Origin of the sequence: Pontibacter pamirensis, assembly GCF_010015475.1 — a bacterium.
In the GTDB taxonomy this organism is placed as follows: Bacteria; Bacteroidota; Bacteroidia; order Cytophagales; family Hymenobacteraceae; genus Pontibacter; species Pontibacter pamirensis.
In genome coordinates this window covers 379,601-397,845 of sequence record NZ_SSNI01000001.1, presented here as the reverse complement: position 1 = coordinate 397,845, position 18,245 = coordinate 379,601, and the positions used below count along the sequence as shown (strand labels likewise).

The following is an 18,245-nucleotide window of genomic DNA, read 5'->3' as shown; positions in this document are numbered from 1 at the left end:
TTTAGCTCCGAGTACAAAATAGTGGCTAAGCTGAGACAGCCATCATCTCCTCCAGCGTAAACCTATAGCTCAGGCTTAACAACACCAGCAGCACCTCCTTTGCCAATCCATAGCTGGTGTGGTCCTGCTCTACTTCCTCCCAGGAAGTAAATACTTTCCATGTCTCGCTGTTTCTATACGTCAGCCGCTCACTATTGGTAAGCTCCCGCTCAAAAATGGCAGAAAGTTCTACATCCTCTTCGCGCATCGGCACCTGCACTATGGGTCCGCCGCTGTTTATAACCTGTATTATTTCTGCATTCCTGATATCAGTTGCAGGTAAATAGAAATATCGTACGCAAGGCGCTGTGCTTTTAGGGTGAGGTATAGGCATGGTCCTAGTTGTTGGTTCGGTTATGTTTCAGATCTTTGTAATCCCCATCTGGTCATGCATCGGGATTATAACGGCAATGCTTATCAGACAAATACGCTGTCGCACTATTTTTTTGAAAAGGCAACAGCCCCCGCTGCCTCTGATTAGTGCTTCCCTTACCGATACTTCTTTGCCTTTGTCTTCATAGAAATTATTTCAATTCAGTCCAAAACGCGGCCTTCCGCTTTTCCTTCGCTTCCGGCTGCTGCACGCTGTATCGGTAAGAGTTGTCTCCCTATACCTGCCTAACCTAAAACTTGTTATGCTTTATGGTAAAGTTTATACAAGTTCTATATATAGTTATTTCACTATAGTTAAATGTTAAGTTTTAGCACGCTTCAGCCAGCCTTATCTGTACAAAAAAAGAACGTATATCTTTTGTGGATCTGATTTGTTAACTTTGTAAATTATTAAACACTTAAAATGAACACTTATGGCAATGTATCCTGAATATATGGTTGCGCCTATCCGTGAGGACCTTACCTCTGCGGGCTTTGAGCAACTAATGTCACCTGAAGAAGTAGAGCAGGCAATTAAATCGGAAGGCACGGTGCTGGTAGCAGTGAATTCTGTTTGTGGTTGTGCTGCCGCTAAAGCACGTCCGGCCCTTAAAATGGCGGTGGCTGCCGCTGATAAAAAGCCGGCTAAACTTGTAACCGTTTTTGCTGGTATGGAGCAGGACGCAGTAGCAAAAGCACGTGAGCACATGCTGCCTTACCCTCCGTCATCCCCTTCCATTGCGCTGTTCAAAGACGGCGAACTGGTACACATGATTGAGCGCTACCACATTGAAGGCAACGAATTGAACCGCATTGTAGACAACCTGCAAGGTGCGTTTGAGGAATACTGCTAAGCTTTAACATCCTATAAAACAGCGAAGGCCGGTGAGTTTCACCGGCCTTCGCTGTTTTATAGGATGTTGAGGTATAGGCACCTACAATCAGGCATGCGTCTGTCTAAGGTCAAACCCAATGTCGTGGCGGTAGTAACGGTCCTGCCATGTAATTGTCTCGGCAGCGGCATTGGCTTTGGCCAGCGCCTCTTCCATGGTATCAGCAAGGGCCGTAACGGCAATCACACGGCCTCCGCTGTTCACAAGCTTACCGTTGACCATTTTAGTACCGGCATGGAACACCAGCACATCAGAAGGCACATTGCTGATACCGCTGATTTCTTTCCCCTTCTCAAATCCCTCCGGGTAACCACCAGACACCAGAAACACAGTGGTAGCTGTTCGCGGGTCTATCTCCAGTTGAAACTCTCCCAACTTCCTGTCGTGCAAAGCTCTGAACAACTCGAACAGGTCTGATTTAATGCGGGGCAGGATAGCCTCTGTTTCAGGGTCGCCGAGCCGCACATTATACTCAATCACATAGGGTTCTCCATTCACGTTCATCAAGCCGATAAACAGAAAACCGGTGTAATCCATCTGCTCTTCCTGCATGCCGCGAAGCGTAGGGTTGATTACCCGTTCCTTCACTTTCTGCATAAACACATCATCTACAAAAGGCACAGGCGAGATGGCTCCCATACCACCCGTATTAAGCCCTGTGTCGCCTTCGCCAATGCGCTTGTAATCTTTCGCCTCCGGCAGCAGCACATAGTCCTTGCCATCCGTCAGGATGAACACAGACACTTCTATACCCTCCAGGTATTCTTCAATAACTACTTTGCTGCTGGCATTGCCGAAGCGCTTGTTCCGCAGCATATCTTCAAGGGCGTCTATGGCCTGCTCATAATCTTGGGCAATGATAACGCCTTTACCTGCCGCTAAACCATCTGCTTTCAGCACCACCGGAAAACTATGGTTGCGCAGATATTCCGCTGCCTGTCCGAAGGTATCCTCTGTGAACGTCTGGTAGCGGGCTGTTGGAATGTTGTTCCGCTGGAAAAATGCCTTACAATAGTCTTTGCTCCCCTCCAGCATGGCACCCGCTTTTTTAGGTCCGATTACGAGGATGTGCTTCAGATACTCTGAGCTCTGAAAATAGTCGTGGATGCCATCTACCAGCGTATTCTCCGCCCCCACCACAATCATCATGATATCGAAGTCGGTGGCGAATTTTGCCACTTCATCAAAATCATGAATGTCTACAGCAGCAGTTGTACCAAACTGTGTGGTGCCTGCATTGCCAGGCGCTAAGAATATTTTTTCGCAGTATTCGCTTTGATTCAGCTTCCAGGCAATGGCATGCTCACGGGCTCCGGATCCTATTATCAGTACGTTCATAGGTTGGTTGTTAATGGTTAATTATTTAGCTGTTGCCAGGCTTGGCTAATGTCCCCGCTGCGAAGTTAAAGATTTATACTCGCTCATGCAGCACAATTTATGTTTTATGCTTTAGAGATAGATAAACAAAAATGCCGGTGCTGCAGAAGCACCGGCATTTCGTTTATTTTAAGGTAAATTGCTGCAAGAACAAGCAAAAGCTACTCTTTCCTCATCCTAGACTAACAATTCAACAATGTAGCAATTTAATTTGCATACTCCGACAGGAACTTCACACGCATCAGGCGCAGGTCTTCCTCTGTATAATCGTCGGTGCCGAGTTCTTTTAGCGCCTCCGCAATATTATCGGTGCTGGCACTCATAAAGTACTCATATATTTCCTCCTGGCGCTCCTGGTCCAGTATATTGTTGATGTAGTAGTTCAGGTTTAGCTTGGTGCCGGAGTAGCAGATATGCTCAACCTCCTCAATCAGCTCCTGCATGGTCAAGTCTTTGGCCGCCGCTATTTCCTCCAACTCCACTTTTTTATCTATCTGCTGGATAATGTAGATCTTAATCTTCGACTTGTTTACCGTTGTCTTCACAACTACATCCGACGCGGTGACGATATCGTTTTCTTCTACATACTTGGTGATCAGGTCCAGGAACGGCTTCCCGAATTTCTGCACCTTGCCCATACCTACTCCGCCTATAAACGCTAGATCATCTCTCGTGGTGGGGTACACCGTGGCCATTTCTTTCAGCGACGGATCCTGGAACAGTACATAAGGCGGCAGGTTTTTCTCCTTCGCCAGCTTTTTGCGCAGGTTTTTCAGCAGGTCAAACAACACCTCATCATGCCCGGCAGAGGCCTGCGTTTCTTCCTTTTCCTCGTCGTCCTTCACTTCCTGCTCGTAGTTATGGTCTTTGGTTAACGAAATAGAATGTGGGTTCTGAATGAAATCTGCACCTTTCTGCGTCAGCTTTACCACGCCAAAGTTCTCAATATCCTTCTCCAGATACTCTGATAACAGCACCTGCCGCACCACAGAGCTCCAGAACTGGGCATCCTGTTCCTTACCTGCTCCAAACACCTCCAACTTATCGTGGTCGTAGCTCACAACGTAGTTGTTACGCAGGCCGGTTAGCACCGCTGTGATGTGCTCTATCGTGAAACGCTGTCCTGTCTGCTCCACGGCCTTCAGTGCCAACTGCGCTTCCTGCTGCGCCTCGAAGCGCTCTTTTGGGTGCAGGCAGTTATCGCAGAAACCGCAATCTTTCTCGTAAGCCTCGCCAAAGTAATGCAGCAGTTGCTTGCGGCGGCATACGGCAGAATCGGCGTAAGAAGCCATTTCCTGCAGCAGCAGCTTGGAGTTGTCGCGTTCTGTTACCGGCTTGTCTTTGTTGAACTTCTCCAGCTTGATGATATCATCGTAGCTGTAGTACATAATACAGTTCCCTTCCATACCGTCGCGTCCGGCACGCCCTGTTTCCTGGTAATAGCCCTCAATCGATTTTGGGGTATCGTAGTGGATAACAAAGCGCACATCCGGCTTATCGATTCCCATACCAAAGGCGATAGTGGCCACAATCACATCTGCATCCTCGTTCAGGAAGGCATCCTGGTTGGCCATACGCACGCTGGAGTCAAGCCCGGCATGGTAAGGCCGCGCCTTCACATCGTTTACCCGCAGCAGTTCGGCAATCTCCTCCACTTTTTTACGGCTCAGGCAGTACACAATACCGCTTTTGCCTTTGTGCTTCTTCACGTACTGGATCAGCTGCTTCTTGGTCTGGTGTTTCGGACGCACCTCATAGTATAAGTTCGTGCGGTTAAAAGACGACTTGAAAACAGAAGCCTCGTCCATCTGCAGGTTGCGCTGTATATCGAGCTGCACTTTTGGTGTAGCGGTGGCAGTGAGCGCAATAATCGGCAGGTTGCCAATCAGGTCAATAATACCACGGATGCGGCGGTACTCCGGACGGAAGTCATGCCCCCATTCTGAAATACAGTGCGCCTCGTCGATGGCCACAAAAGAGATATTGGAGTTACGCAGGAAGTCGATGTTTTCTTCTTTCGTGAGCGATTCCGGTGCCACGTAAAGCAGCTTTACCTCTCCGGCCAGCGTCTCCTTTTTAACTTTGTTTATTTCGGACTTCGATAAAGTTGAATTTAAAAACTGGGCATTCACACCAAAGGCATTCAGCTGGTCAACCTGGTTCTTCATCAGGGCGATCAGCGGTGAAATAACAATAGCGGTACCCGGTAAAGAAAGAGCAGGCAGCTGGTAACACAGCGACTTGCCCGCGCCTGTAGGCATAATCACAAAAGTGTTCTTGCCGTTGATAATGTTGTTTATTATCAGCTCTTGATTCCCTCTGAATTGATTATACCCAAAAACTTCTTTTAATTTGTTCTTGAGATTTATCTCTTGTTTTACTGACATGTAATCGTGTGAAAATTTAACCAGGTTGCAACGTACTTCCTTACCCTGTATACTAATACAAATTTAATTTGAATATCTCTAATAAAATAACCCTAACCGCAAAAAAAGTCTTACAGCTTGAAGCCGAAGCAATCGCCAGACTGGCAGATTTTATCGACGAAGGGTTTGAAAAATGCGTTGAAACCATTTTAACTATAAAAGGGCGCGTTGTGGTAACGGGTATTGGTAAGAGTGCCAACATAGCTCAGAAAATAGTTGCGACACTAAACTCCACCGGTACACCCGCTCTGTTTATGCATGCTGCTGATGCCATACACGGTGATTTGGGAATGATACAGGCAGACGATTTTGTAATCTGCATCTCTAAGAGCGGCAACACGCCCGAAATAAAGGTACTAGTTCCGCTCCTCAAGCGCAAAGGTTCTAAACTGGCGGCAATGGTTTCCAGCACGGATTCTTACCTGGCCAGGTGCGCTGATTTTATCCTGAATGCTAACGTAGAGCGCGAGGCCTGTCCGCATAATTTAGCCCCTACCACGAGCACTACAGCAGCACTTGCCTTAGGCGATGCCTTAGCCGTAAGCCTGCTGGAAGCGCGCGGCTTCAGCAGCACTGATTTCGCGCACCTGCACCCGGGCGGTTCTTTGGGCAAACGCATGTACCTGAAGGTGGAGGACATCTATACCCAAAACGAGGCACCACGTGTCAACGCAAACGCCCCGCTGAAAGAAATTATTATTGAGATTTCCTCCAAACGCCTGGGAGCCACCGCCGTACTAAGCCAGGACAATGAGCAGCTAATAGGAATCATCACAGACGGTGACTTGCGCCGCATGCTTAACAAATATGATTCTATTGAGGGCATCATTGCCACCGATATCATGACTCCAGCCCCTTTTACCATCGAAGCAGCAGAATATGCCGTTGAGGCTCTGTCTGTTATGCAGAACAAAAGTATAACGCAATTAATTGTCACAAATTCTGGTAAATTTGGGGGCTTTGTGCATCTACACGATTTGTTAAAAGAAGGACTTGTATAAATATGAGAAACGACACCTATGTGGTAATTATGGCGGGCGGCATCGGAAGCCGCTTCTGGCCTTTTAGCCGTAGCAATTACCCTAAGCAGTTCCACGATGTGCTGGGAACAGGCGAAAGCATGCTGCAAATGACGATGAAGCGCTTTCAGGATATATGCCCTGTTGAAAATGTGTTTGTAGTCACGAATAAGGACTACAAAGAACTGGTGCAGCAGCAGTTGCCGGAGTTAACAGAAAACCAGATTCTGCTGGAGCCCGTTGGCCGTAATACCGCTCCCTGTATTGCTTACGCTTCTTATAAAATCGCCCAGCTAAACCCCGATACAAACCTGGTAGTAACTCCCTCCGACCACGTGGTGCTGAAGCAGGATGTTTTCACGAACGTGATACAGGAAGCTGTAGATGCCGCCGCGAAAGATGATGTGCTCATTACCCTGGGTATTACCCCTAGCCGCCCTGACACCGGGTACGGCTATATTCAGTACCTTAACGACGAAGCGCAGAAGATAAAGAAAGTAAAGACCTTTACCGAAAAGCCGGACCTCGAACTGGCGAAGATGTTTCTGAACAGCGGGGACTTTGTATGGAACTCCGGTATCTTTATCTGGAACGTGCAGAGCATTCTCAAAGCGTTCCACCAGCAGTTGTCAGAAATCACCGAGATTTTTGATGAAGGCACTGCTACTATGAATACGCCCGAAGAGCAGAACTTTATCATGAAGGCTTATTCCCATTGCCGTAATGTGTCTATTGACTATGGCATCATGGAGAAGGTAGACAATGTGTATGTGCTTCTGGCCGACATTGGCTGGTCAGACCTTGGCACCTGGAACTCCCTCTATACCATTAACGACAAGGACGAGAACGGCAATGTGGTGGATGGCGAGGTGATGCTGTATGACACTAAGGACTGCATCATAAAAACCCCGAAAGAAAGACTGGTGGTACTACAGGGCCTTGAGGATTACATTGTAGCCGAGTACGACAATGTGCTGATGATCTGCAAAAAAGGGGAAGAGCAGAAAGTAAAAGACTTCATGGCTGATGCCAAGTCGAAGAAAGGGCCCGAGTATATCTAGGTTCCAGTAGCTTGGCTTCCTGATAAAGGATGAAAGACTAAAATGATGACAAAAGACGAAGGACAAAAGAAGAAAGAATTATAGTCTTTACTCTTTTGTCCTTCGTCTCTCATCCTTTGTCCAGTTCAAGCTTACCTCGGTTCCAGGCTACCAAGGCTGGCGTAGCCGCCATCGCGGAGGCGCTGGCGCATCGCTTCGTATAGTATGATACCGGTGGCAACCGAAACGTTCAGCGACCCGATCTGGCCTAAGAGCGGAATCCGCACCCTGGCATCGGCACGCTTCAGATACTCTGGTGATATACCGTCTTCTTCGCTACCCATGATGATGGCCGTCGGCCCCACCATGTCCAGCGTCATATCCGACAGATTCTGCTCCGTCTTCTCGGTACAGGCTACTATCTGGAAGCCTGAGTTCTTCAGGTAATCGATGGTATCTTTGAGGTTGGGCTCACGGCAAACAGGCACCAGGTGCAGCGCACCGGCTGAGGTTTTCACGGCATCCGCGTTGATTTGCGCCCCGCCACGGCTCGGTATTACGATAGCATTCACACCCATACATTCGGCATTACGGGCAATTGCCCCGAAGTTACGCACATCTGTTACACGGTCTAGTATAAGTAAGAGAGGACTCTTACCCTGCTCAAACAGCGATGTCACTGTTTCAGCTAAAGGAACGTACGAGATAGGCGAAATAAGCGCAACCGCTCCCTGGTGGTTCTTCCGCGTGAGATTGTTCAGCTTTTCCAGTGGCACCGTTACTACCGGCACTTCCAGCTTTTTAGCCAGCTGCACAATTTCGTCGGTGGTGGGGTTCTTGGCACCTCTCTGAAGAAAGATCTTCTCCAGTTCTTTTCCAGCCGAAAGCGCCTCTAAAATCGGGCGCAAACCGAAAATCATTTCGGTTTTATCTTCTTTTGATGTTCTCGAGGAATCGCCGAAACGATTACCTACATATTTATTCTGCCTGCTCTCCATTTTGCTACTGTGCTGTACCAACTCTCCGCATACCCACGGCGCCGTACCAGCTCATAATGATTTTGGGTAAAGTTATTCTCTTTTCTGTTAAAAACGAATTTGATGTTCGGCATCGCCTCTGTCTCGTGATAGATCCAGGTTATGGTTGAGCCAACCTGATTCGTGTCGTCAGGAGGCCCAAAGATGATATGGATCATGCCCCTGTCGGTAGCCCATCCTGCTTTGTGCGAGGAATAAAGCTTGTTAGCCAGTTCTACCCGGTTATAGAATATTTGAATCAGATTACGGGCAGCAGCTTTATTTCCGGCCAGTTCCAGCCAGAACAGATCTATGGCAGCCTTCGTATCACTTGCGTTCAAAAGTGCCTCCCGCTCCTCAGAGGTTGTCAGGTATATCAGGGGCTGCAGCATCTCCTTTGTTCGGGTAACCTGCGGATAATTAGCTGGCTGCACTAAAACACCTCTTGCATAGCTCGTGTTGGGGTCAAACAAGTATATTCCTTCTTCCTGAAGCGTCACTGTATCCCCGGGGGCAATAGTCTGCACATCTGCGGCAGAAATAGTACGGGGGCCGCCAGTAGGCTGCTGGGACATAGGTGGAGCGGCCGGCATGAAGTCAGCATCAAAGCGCTGTAGTTTAAGCACTCCTCCCTCACCTCCGTAGTTGCGCACCAGAACCTTATCTCCGGTAACAGCATAATTTTGCAGGAGGGGTTTACCTGTAGAAGCCTCTAGCAACAGGTAATCTTTCTCAAGCATTCTACTGCTCAGCGGCAGCCTGAACTTTGTTCCCATAAGCTCAGGGCCTGACAGAAACTGCCACAGCCGCAAATGCAGCACATTCGGCTCCTGCACTACCTCTGCCGGCAGCACCAGTTGCACCTGCAGTTGCCCCTCTATATCTGTCATCTTGCGGTCAGGCAGGTCAACGGAATCACCGCTTACAAGGGCAGCATTCTCAGTTCCTCCTGTTCTTATCTCATACTCGTAGGAGGTAGCATTTTGCAGTATATCCACCACCTCCTTTGCATCCTCAAACTTGAAGAGCAGGTGCAAACTGTCGTTGCTTGTGTAATAGCTATGCTGCATGGTTATTTCAGGCGCCACCCGCTTCACCTCTACAGGGGCCAGGCTTGCAGAGGAAAAGCGTCCACAGCCCATCACTAACAAAGGCAGCAGAAGGAGTAGCGTGTGCGGGTATTTCATCAATAACGAAGCTTTTCTTAATGTCTACCTAATATATAAAAAGGCCGAATCGCAAGGAGACGATTCGGCCTTTTTATTACTGTATCTGCATCTATTTTGTTTAGCGGCGCATACGCTGCAGGTATTGCATAAACTGCTGCTGCAGTTGCGCTGCCCGGTCCTGCATGCCTATGCTTTCGGCAGCTCCTATGAGTTGCTGCAGAACAACCATGTTTGTCTGGATCTCGGTATCAAAGAGCGCACCTTTCTCAAAAAAGTAGTCCAGGGCTTTCTGCGAATCCTGCGCCATCTCGTTAAGTAGTTGCTCCGCCTTCTCCGGTTCTCCTATGGCATCATAAATTGGAATAAACTGCGGTGTGTAGTAGTCATAAGGCACTGTGCTGCCTGGCAACACCGTGAAAGCATAGTCCACAACTTTTTTTGCGCGGGCGGTGTTACCATCTTCTAAATAAGCAGATGCCAGACGGGCAAATTTGTCGCGGGCATTGGCTGAGAAGCGGTAATAGTTCTCATCGTAGAAGATGTCCGGGTCATCAAAGTTACGGAACTTGAACTCCTTCATCATGTTCTCAAACATCACCTCCTTGTTCACAAAGCCCTGCTCTTCGTTGTTTGACTTTACAGGAACCACGCGATAAGCCAAGCCTTCTAACTGAAAATAATCTGACAGCCCCATAAAATCTGCGCTGTTCACCGTTGATGAAAAATAGATTGGCCGCTCCCAGTTATTTGTAGCCAGCAGGTCCAGCATCACCAAGTGTTTCTTCTCCAGTAACGACTTATTGATGGTCCACTGCATGCGGTCCACAATTTCACCTTCCTTTTCATCTGCTACAAAGCCCATCTGCCGCACTTTATCCTGATCTACATTCAGGATAAAGTTCTTAGTAGGCATAGTGAGCAGCGTAGTACCCTGCCCATACTGCACCTGCAGGGCCGGGTGGTTCTGCTTCACCAGGCTGATGTACTGTGCCAGGTCAATGCCGGCTGCCACCTGTTCACGCTCTACGTAGGGCAGGTAGTCGTTGGTGCCCTGGCGGTAGTTCTCGTTTTCCAGCGTAAGCGGCCATGGGTCCGATAGGTATGACTGGCGCTTCATCTGGTCAATGTACCAATCCGTGTTCAGGTAGCTAAGCACGGCAACCCGCACATCAGTACGATATCCTTCCACTTCCTGCGCATACCACAGCGGGAAGGTATCGTTGTCACCGTTAGTAAACAGAATACCGTTCGGAGCTACGGAGTCAAGCAGGTTTTTAGCCGAGTCAACAGAATGGTAACGGTCAGATCGGTCATGGTCGTCCCATCCCTCAACCGCCATAATTCCAGGAATTGCCAATCCTATTACTGTGGCGACAGCGGCACGTGTCTGCGTGTTTTTTAGCCCTTTGCCCAATAAGTCTGCCAGCCCCATCACGCCAAGCCCTATCCAGATGCTGAAAGCATAAAATGACCCGGCAAAGGTGTAATCCCGCTCACGCGGCTCTACCGGCGGCTGGTTTAAGTAGAGTGCAATGGCTATACCCGTAAAGAAGAACAGAAGCCCTATAACAAAAGCATTTCGCTCATCCTTTCGCACCTGGTAAACTAAACCGAGTATACCCAGCAACAGAGGCAGCATGTAAAAGCTGTTGCGGGCCGCGCTGTCCAGTATGCGTTCCGGTGCATTCGGATCGCTTTCAAAAGGCCACAGCACTCCCGCATTCTGCACGTCGCTCTCACGGCCAACAAAGTTCCACAGAAAATAGCGCCAGTACATAAAACCCAGCTGGTAACGCATCAGAAAGCTCAGGTTCTGCCCAAAGGTAGGCGCCTGCCCTTCCCGAATGTCCACCCACTTCTTATAGGCATCTATATGTTGCGGCTGGTCACTGTATATCCGGGGCAGCAGCGTTTTGTCTTTACTGTCGTAAACCGGCTCTATTTTAGGAGTGGTTGGCAAATATTTATCTTCTCCTCTTCTGTAGCGCATCGCACCTTCTTCCTGCGACACTGGCTGCGCGTTATATTGCGGGCCATACAGCAGCGGACGGTCCCCATACTGCTCACGCTTCAGGTAAGCGACAAAAGACAGAATGTCATCCGGGTCATTTTCGTCAATGGTCGGGTTATAAGAAGAGCGGATTGGAATCATCATATAGGAGGAGTACCCAATCAGCACAAACACAAAGCAAAGTAGCGCCGTGTTCAGCACGCGGTTGGTATGCTTGATAGAGTAGCGCAACCCAAAAATAATGGCCGCGACGAGCAGCACAACAAAAACAATCAAACCGGAGCCAAAAGGAAGCCCGAAGTTGTTCACGAAAAACACCTCAAAGTTACCTGCTACAGTTGGTAGCCCAGGAATTATACCCCACAGTATAGCCACTACTATGACAGCACTGATGGCAAAAGCGATAACGCCGCCCCAGAAGGTTGGCTTATAGAGGCGGAAGTAATAGATAAAGCCCAGCGCCGGAATAGTTACCAGGTTTAGCAAGTGCGCGCCAATGGAGAGCCCCACAAGGTACGCAATAAGGATAAGCCATTTATCTGAATACGCCTCCCCTACCTTCGCCTCCCAGCGCAGGATAGCCCAGAACACGATAGCCGTAAAGAACGAGGACATGGCGTATACCTCTGCCTCCACTGCTGAGAACCAGGCCGAGTCAGAGAAAGTATAGGCCAGCGCTCCCACCGCACCACTGCCCATAATCAGCAGCAGGTTGCCTTTGGTAGGCACAGCACCTTCTTTTATCAGGAGTTTGCGCGCCAGTATGGTGATGGTCCAGAACAGGAACAGCACCGTGAAGGAGCTGCAAAGGGCCGACAACAGGTTTACCCACCATGCTACTTGTGCAGGTTCAGAGGCAAACAAAGAGAACATGCGCCCCACCAGCAGGTAGAAAGGCGCTCCGGGTGGGTGTGGCACCAAAAGCTTATATGAACTGGCAATAAACTCACCAGCGTCCCAGAAACTAGCTGTTGGCTCCAGCGTCAGCACATACACTGTGGTCGCGATAAAAAACACGACCCAGCCCACAATATTATTTATCTTTCGATAATCGGTCATAGTGATAGTTAATTCAGCCCCGAAAATAATAAATAATGTTTAGTGGCTGCGTAATTATTAGATGTTTATAAAGAAAAAGCCGACCAATTGGTCGGCTTTCTGTTATTATGCGGTTTTGTAAGAACTTATTTCTGCAATACCAGGCGCTTTGTTTCCACTGTCTTGTCGTTCACCAGCAGGCTGTAGAAGTAAACGCCTGAAGGGTAGCTGCTCAAATCCAGGGCTAAATCCATTTTTTCGGCCGGCCCTAGCTCATGTACTCTTATCACACGGCCAATGGTGTTTGAAATACGAATTTTGTAAGTGTTGTTGCCCGGCAGGTTCAGTGCCAGCGTAACGTTGCCACGCGACGGGTTCGGGTAAGCATTGATAGAAGGCACCGGCTTGATTTCCTTGCCAGGCGCAATAGCAGCCAACGTAATATTAGTATAAACCGCCTTATCTGCTTTAGCCTCAACGGTGTGAAATACCTGGCTTACGGCAGAAGCATATATTTTAGAACACGTATGCTTCTCAGGATTAATTACAAAAGCAGGACGTGAGTTATTGGCCGACACAACAAGTTCTCCCCCTCCGCTAGCAGGCATAAGTTTCCAGACAACACCGGTTCCTTTCTTGATTGGGTCCACCCCTTTATTGTTAATTACAGCAGTTCCTGCAAAGCTCAGCAAGTGCGAGGAAATGAGTGTAACGACTAATGCTATTTTTGTAAAAATTCTCATAGACAATCCCATTATTTGTAAAACCACTGATTTGGCTACACACATCAAATATAGCTTAAAATCCTTAAATAAATGTAACCTTTTTAAATAATGCGAAAAAGATGTAAACACTCACTCAATTTTACATCCTTTCAAACGTTATGGGGCACTTTTATCTAATTCATCAACATCAATTTTCATGCCCTTTCCTTCTTTACATCCGGCTTACCCTTGATTGTTTCTAAAAAAATCTAAGATTTATATAAAGTGCATACAGTTAAGACCTACATCAGATAATATAACTTATCTCCTTAAAGGCGAAGTAGCGCAACTTCTTGTCTATCTCCACCGCCAGGCAGCCATTTTCATTTACACCTACAATCTGCCCCTCGACCTGCTGGTCATCAACTAAAAATGGGTGTAATTCCTGGTAGCGGTACAGCGCCTGCAGGTATTCATGCCTTTGTTTGCCGGTTTTGCCGCTCCGCAGTTCGAGGTAGCGCTTCTCTAGCAACTCCAGCAGCCTCATAGCTACTTTTTCTACGTCGAAAGCGCCACCTGTTGCGTTACGCATAGAAGTTGCCGTTGTATAGTCAAAATGTAACTGGTTCACGTTTAAACCAATCCCAACGATACTGTGTTGCAGTGTGTAGCTATTTATGGTGTTTTCTATCAGAATCCCGCCAAGTTTCTTACCTTCATAAAATAAATCGTTTGGCCACTTTACCTGTGCCTCGTGCAGCCCCTGTTCGTGCAGCAGATCATGCACAGCCAACGACACAGCTATGTTTAGGTAAAATTGCTGCCTCGCAGCCAGAAACGAGGGTGACAATATAACCGAGAGCGTCACGTTTTTACCTGGTTCGGCCTGCCAGGAGTTGCCGCGCTGCCCGCGCCCCTTGGTTTGTTGGTGCGTAATGACGGTGCAGCCCTCTGTGGCTTCATTTTTGATAAGAAGCTGTTGGGCCTCTGAGTTAGTAGATTCACAAACCGGCAGAAAATAAAGCTGCTGACCTATAAACAGCGTATGAGGCAACATAAAATTAAGGTATAATTAGTACTTTTGTAGATCAAATTTATAGAGCAATAATGAAAGAAACCAAGGTTGAGGCTACTTCAGACATTTTGGCAGAGCTTGTAGTGAAGGGAATGCAGGAAAAGAAGGCCACCGATATCGTTATCATAAACCTCAAATCGCTTAAAAACGCTGTATCCGATTATTTCGTAATAGCATCCGCAAACTCCGATACACAAATTGACGCCATTGCCTCCTCCATAGAGGAAGAAGTGTTTAAAGCCGTAAGGCAAAACCCGTGGCAAAGTGAAGGCCGCACGAACAATGAGTGGGTGTTGCTGGATTACGTAGATGTAGTAGCACATATTTTCTTAAAAGACAAACGTCAATTTTATGCTTTGGAAGAGCTTTGGGGCGATGCCAAAATAGAGCAGGTAGCGTCTGTCTAAACATGCACACCCCTGGCTAAACAATTAGTGCAGGCCTGTGTTTTACTTGTATTTGAATTCTAATATCAATGGCAGAAAATAATAATAAAGGCAACAACAATAAGAAGAAAAAGCCGATGATCCCGAATACGCCCCCACGCCCAACCATGCAGTTGTGGATGCTGGCTGTGCTGATTCTGCTAATCTTTGGGTTAACTTATCTGAACAAAAGCAACTCCTCTATTGAAACAACACAGCAGGAGTTTGAAGAAATGCTGCTGAGCGGCGACGTTCGCAAGCTTACCGTTGTGAATGGCAAGACTGTAGAAGTTTATCTGGAAGAAGAGGCGCTGCAGAATGAAAAGTATAAGACGGAGTTAAACGACCGTGGTGCCTTCTCTATGGAGCAGGGCCCGCAATACCACTTCCAGGTTATCTCAGCCGAGATTTTCAAGGAAGACCTTGATCAGCTTCAGGAGAACCTTCGGCGCGACGAGCGGGTACCGGTAAACCCGGAATCACGCACCGGCTTTGCTGATTTCTTCCTGCAGTGGGGCTTCCTGATACTGCTTGTGTTCGGTTTTTGGTTCCTGATGCGCCGTGTAACTACCGGTGGCGCAGGTGGCCAGATCTTTAACATCGGCAAATCTAAGGCTGCGCTCTTCGATGCAGAAAACAAGGTGAAGATTACGTTTAAAGACGTAGCTGGCCTGGAAGAAGCAAAAGAAGAAGTACAGGAGATCGTAGAATTCCTGAAGAATCCTTCCAAATTCACTGTGTTAGGTGGTAAAATACCAAAAGGCGCTTTGCTGGTAGGCCCTCCGGGAACAGGTAAAACCCTATTGGCGAAAGCCGTAGCAGGTGAGGCCGACGTTCCATTTTTCTCCCTGTCTGGTTCTGACTTTGTGGAAATGTTTGTGGGTGTGGGTGCCGCACGTGTGCGTGACCTCTTTAAGCAGGCAAAAGCAAAAGCGCCTTGTATCATCTTTATTGATGAGATTGACGCGATTGGCCGCCACCGTAGCCGTGGGGCCACACCAGGCGGTAACGATGAGCGTGAGAACACACTGAACTCCCTTTTAGTAGAGATGGATGGTTTCGCGACGGACTCAGGAGTTATTATACTGGCCGCTACAAACCGACCTGATACACTGGACTCTGCCTTACTTCGCCCGGGTCGTTTTGACCGCCAGGTGAGTATTGACAAACCGGACATTAACGGCCGTACAGAAATCTTTGACGTACACCTGAAGCCACTGACACTCGGTACTGACGTAGATGCCCGCAAACTGGCCGCTCAGACACCAGGTTTTGCCGGTGCCGAAATTGCGAACGTTTGTAACGAGGCAGCCCTGATTGCTGCTCGCCGTAACAAAAAAGCGGTAGACCAGCAGGACTTTAACGATGCGATTGACCGTGTAATTGGTGGTTTAGAGAAGAAGAACAAGATCATCTCTCCGGAAGAGAAGAAGATTGTAGCATACCATGAGGCTGGCCACGCCATTGCTGGTTGGTTCCTGGAGCACGCAGACCCATTGGTAAAAGTAAGTATTGTGCCGCGTGGTGTTGCTGCCTTGGGTTATGCCCAGTACCTTCCGAAAGAGCAGTTCCTGTATACCACAGAGCAGCTTATTGACGAAATGTGTATGGCCTTAGGCGGACGTGCTGCCGAGGAAATCATATTCGGCAAAATCTCGACTGGTGCACTAAGCGATTTGGAGCGCATTACGAAGATGGCCTACAGCATTGTGACGATGTACGGTATGAACAAGAAGATCGGCAACGTCTCGTTCTATGACTCGAAGCAGAACTCAGAATACTCATTTAATAAGCCATACTCTGAAGCCACAGCCCAGACAATAGACGAAGAGGTCCGCATTATTATTCAGGATGCTTATGATCGTACTAAGAAGCTGCTTACTGATAAGAGCCATGAACTGGAGATTGTATCGCAGGAGCTACTGGCAAAAGAGATTCTGTTCCAGAGCGATCTGGAGCGCTTAGTAGGTCCGCGTCCGTTTGATGCACTTACTGCTTACCAGGCGCACACTGCTGGTACTGATCGCAGTAAAACAAAAAGCGAAGTAGAGCCACACGCCACTATCCCTGTAGAGCAAGGCCTTACACAACACCCTGAGCAAAGCGAAGGCCGGGTGCCAGGCACGCCGTTGGATGGCGGCACCCCAGCTGACCAAGATGAGTCTATAAGTTCAAAAACTGCTTGATAAAAACAGGCATGTACGAAGCTAAATCAAAAGAAATAGTATTAAGAAGAGTAAGAGAGGCGCTGGCTAAGTCGGCGCCTTTTCTGCCTCCTACCCCTGACTTCACTTCTCCGCTTCACCCGGTAGTGCCTGTAGAAGATATGTCCATTGTTTTTGCACAGAATTTTATCCGCAACAGCGGCAAGTTTGTGTATTGCGAGAACCAGGAGGATTTTTTTGACCAGCTCTACATCTACAAGAAAGAGCAAAACCTCCAGCACCTCTACGTGTGGGAGCGTAACCTGCAAAATGCCCTGGCGCATGCGGGCATTGAGTTCAGCGACAACGAGGAAACCTTTGTAAAAGACGCAGAGGCTAGCCTGACTACCTGTGAGTCGCTGATTACGCGCACAGGCAGCATCTTAGTAAGCTCTGCCAATGCCGGGGGCCGTAGGTTGAGCATCTACCCTTCTACTCACCTGGTGGTGGCACAGGCAAGCCAGTTGGTGCCCGACATAAAGGACGCGCTGCAACGTATCCGCAACAAGTATAAAGATAATAACTTCCCATCTATGGTTTCGATGGTGAGTGGGCCAAGCCGGACAGCCGACATAGAGAAGACGCTGGTGATGGGCGCCCACGGCCCTAAAGCTTTAGTCCTGTTCCTGATTGATGACCTTCCGAATTAACGCGCTTACACCAGGTAAAAAAGTATACTTTGCCTCCGATTTTCATTTGGGCGTACCCGATGCTGCAACCAGCAAGGCAAGAGAGAAAAAAATTGTGCGCTGGCTGGAGATGGCGCAGCAGGATGCGGCAGCTATATTGTTAGTTGGCGACATTTTTGATTTTTGGTTTGAGTACAAGCATGCTATTCCCAAAGGGTTTGCACGGATACAGGGCAAACTGGCAGAACTGACCGATGCCAACATTCCGGTGCTTCTTTTCACGGGCAACCACGATATGTGGATGTTTGACTACTTTCCGGAGGAACTTGGCATTCCGGTGCTGCGCAAACCCCTTTCCACCAATTTTGGAGGCAAGACATTCTACATCGGGCACGGTGATGGACTTGGCCCCGGCGACCACACCTATAAACTGCTGAAGCGGGTATTCGACAATAGGGCGTGTCAGTGGCTTTTTGCGCGGGTGCACCCTAATATAGGCATAGGCGTAGCCAGCATGTGGTCTAGGAGGAGCCGCATCAGTAACCTAGAGAAAGACGAGCCTTTTTTAGGCGATGAGGAGTGGCTGGTGCAGCATTGCCGGGAAGTAGAGAAAGAACAGCACCATGACTATTACATCTTCGGACACCGCCACCTGCCCCTCGACCTGCCCATTGGCGGTAACAGCCGCTATATGAACTTAGGAGAATGGGTCAATTTTTGCACCTATGCTGTATACGACGGAGAAACGCTACAACTAAAAACCTTTGAAGGCTAAGGTATACATAGTCCCCCTTTTGTTGGTCCTAAT

At 48.3% G+C, this 18,245-nt stretch carries 15 protein-coding genes; 7 read left to right on the top strand and 8 right to left on the bottom strand.

What is annotated here, in order from left to right; all coding sequences use genetic code 11:
• Positions 1–25: 25 nt before the first annotated feature.
• Positions 26–373 carry a hypothetical protein gene (locus tag E1919_RS02575; RefSeq protein WP_162051753.1) on the bottom strand — a complete coding sequence of 116 codons (348 nt, stop codon included), beginning with the start codon at positions 371–373 and terminating at the stop codon, positions 26–28.
• Positions 374–851: 478 nt separating this feature from the next.
• Between E1919_RS02575 and E1919_RS02570 the strand changes: the two genes are divergently transcribed.
• The gene (locus E1919_RS02570) at positions 852–1,265 is read left to right on the top strand and encodes a BrxA/BrxB family bacilliredoxin (RefSeq protein WP_115565670.1); all 414 of its coding nucleotides are present in this window, start codon (positions 852–854) and stop codon (positions 1,263–1,265) included.
• Between the two features lie 87 nt (positions 1,266–1,352).
• Here E1919_RS02570 and purD read toward each other — a convergent pair whose 3' ends face one another.
• Both purD and recQ read right to left on the bottom strand, forming a co-directional pair.
• A complete protein-coding gene (purD, locus tag E1919_RS02565) occupies positions 1,353–2,642 on the bottom strand; it encodes a phosphoribosylamine--glycine ligase (RefSeq protein ID WP_162051752.1) in 1,290 nt (429 codons plus the stop codon).
• 245 nt (positions 2,643–2,887) lie between these two features.
• Positions 2,888–5,068 (bottom strand): DNA helicase RecQ, encoded by a 2,181-nt coding sequence (gene recQ, locus E1919_RS02560; RefSeq protein ID WP_162051751.1) that lies wholly within the window; start codon positions 5,066–5,068, stop codon positions 2,888–2,890.
• 68 nt (positions 5,069–5,136) lie between these two features.
• Between recQ and E1919_RS02555 the strand changes: the two genes are divergently transcribed.
• On the top strand, positions 5,137–6,108 hold the full coding sequence (locus tag E1919_RS02555; protein ID WP_162051750.1) for a KpsF/GutQ family sugar-phosphate isomerase: 972 nt from the start codon (positions 5,137–5,139) through the stop codon (positions 6,106–6,108).
• Positions 6,109–6,110: 2 nt separating this feature from the next.
• Positions 6,111–7,187, top strand: coding sequence for a mannose-1-phosphate guanylyltransferase (locus tag E1919_RS02550; RefSeq protein ID WP_162051749.1), 1,077 nt, complete (start codon positions 6,111–6,113; stop codon positions 7,185–7,187).
• 131 nt (positions 7,188–7,318) lie between these two features.
• Here E1919_RS02550 and rlmB read toward each other — a convergent pair whose 3' ends face one another.
• The 5 genes from rlmB to E1919_RS02525 all read right to left on the bottom strand — a co-directional run bounded on the left by rlmB (position 7,319) and on the right by E1919_RS02525 (position 14,161).
• Positions 7,319–8,164, bottom strand: coding sequence for a 23S rRNA (guanosine(2251)-2'-O)-methyltransferase RlmB (rlmB, locus tag E1919_RS02545; RefSeq protein ID WP_162051748.1), 846 nt, complete (start codon positions 8,162–8,164; stop codon positions 7,319–7,321).
• Positions 8,137–9,369: a GWxTD domain-containing protein gene (locus E1919_RS02540; RefSeq protein WP_162051747.1), complete on the bottom strand. Its 1,233-nt coding sequence runs from the start codon at positions 9,367–9,369 to the stop codon at positions 8,137–8,139. Before E1919_RS02540 ends, rlmB begins: the two co-directional genes overlap by 28 nt.
• Before the next feature lie 100 nt (positions 9,370–9,469).
• The gene (locus E1919_RS02535; protein WP_162051746.1) at positions 9,470–12,421 is read right to left on the bottom strand and encodes a glycosyltransferase family 117 protein; all 2,952 of its coding nucleotides are present in this window, start codon (positions 12,419–12,421) and stop codon (positions 9,470–9,472) included.
• A gap of 125 nt (positions 12,422–12,546) precedes the next feature.
• Positions 12,547–13,143 carry a T9SS type A sorting domain-containing protein gene (locus tag E1919_RS02530; RefSeq protein ID WP_162051745.1) on the bottom strand — a complete coding sequence of 199 codons (597 nt, stop codon included), beginning with the start codon at positions 13,141–13,143 and terminating at the stop codon, positions 12,547–12,549.
• Between the two features lie 268 nt (positions 13,144–13,411).
• On the bottom strand, positions 13,412–14,161 hold the full coding sequence (locus tag E1919_RS02525; protein WP_162051744.1) for a biotin--[acetyl-CoA-carboxylase] ligase: 750 nt from the start codon (positions 14,159–14,161) through the stop codon (positions 13,412–13,414).
• Between the two features lie 50 nt (positions 14,162–14,211).
• On the opposite strand from E1919_RS02525, the gene rsfS reads away from it, so the two are divergent.
• The 4 genes from rsfS (at position 14,212) to E1919_RS02505 (ending at position 18,212) form a co-directional block, all read left to right on the top strand.
• Complete coding sequence (gene rsfS, locus E1919_RS02520) at positions 14,212–14,586, top strand: ribosome silencing factor (RefSeq protein ID WP_115565509.1); 375 nt, start codon at positions 14,212–14,214, stop codon at positions 14,584–14,586.
• A gap of 68 nt (positions 14,587–14,654) precedes the next feature.
• Entirely contained in the window at positions 14,655–16,790 is a 2,136-nt protein-coding gene (gene ftsH, locus E1919_RS02515; RefSeq protein WP_162051743.1) for an ATP-dependent zinc metalloprotease FtsH, read from the top strand.
• An 11-nt stretch (positions 16,791–16,801) separates the two neighbouring features.
• Positions 16,802–17,458, top strand: coding sequence for a LutC/YkgG family protein (locus E1919_RS02510; protein WP_162051742.1), 657 nt, complete (start codon positions 16,802–16,804; stop codon positions 17,456–17,458).
• The gene (locus E1919_RS02505; RefSeq protein WP_162051741.1) at positions 17,442–18,212 is read left to right on the top strand and encodes a UDP-2,3-diacylglucosamine diphosphatase; all 771 of its coding nucleotides are present in this window, start codon (positions 17,442–17,444) and stop codon (positions 18,210–18,212) included. The genes E1919_RS02510 and E1919_RS02505 overlap by 17 nt, the downstream gene beginning before the upstream one ends.
• The last annotated feature ends 33 nt before the right edge of the window (positions 18,213–18,245 follow it).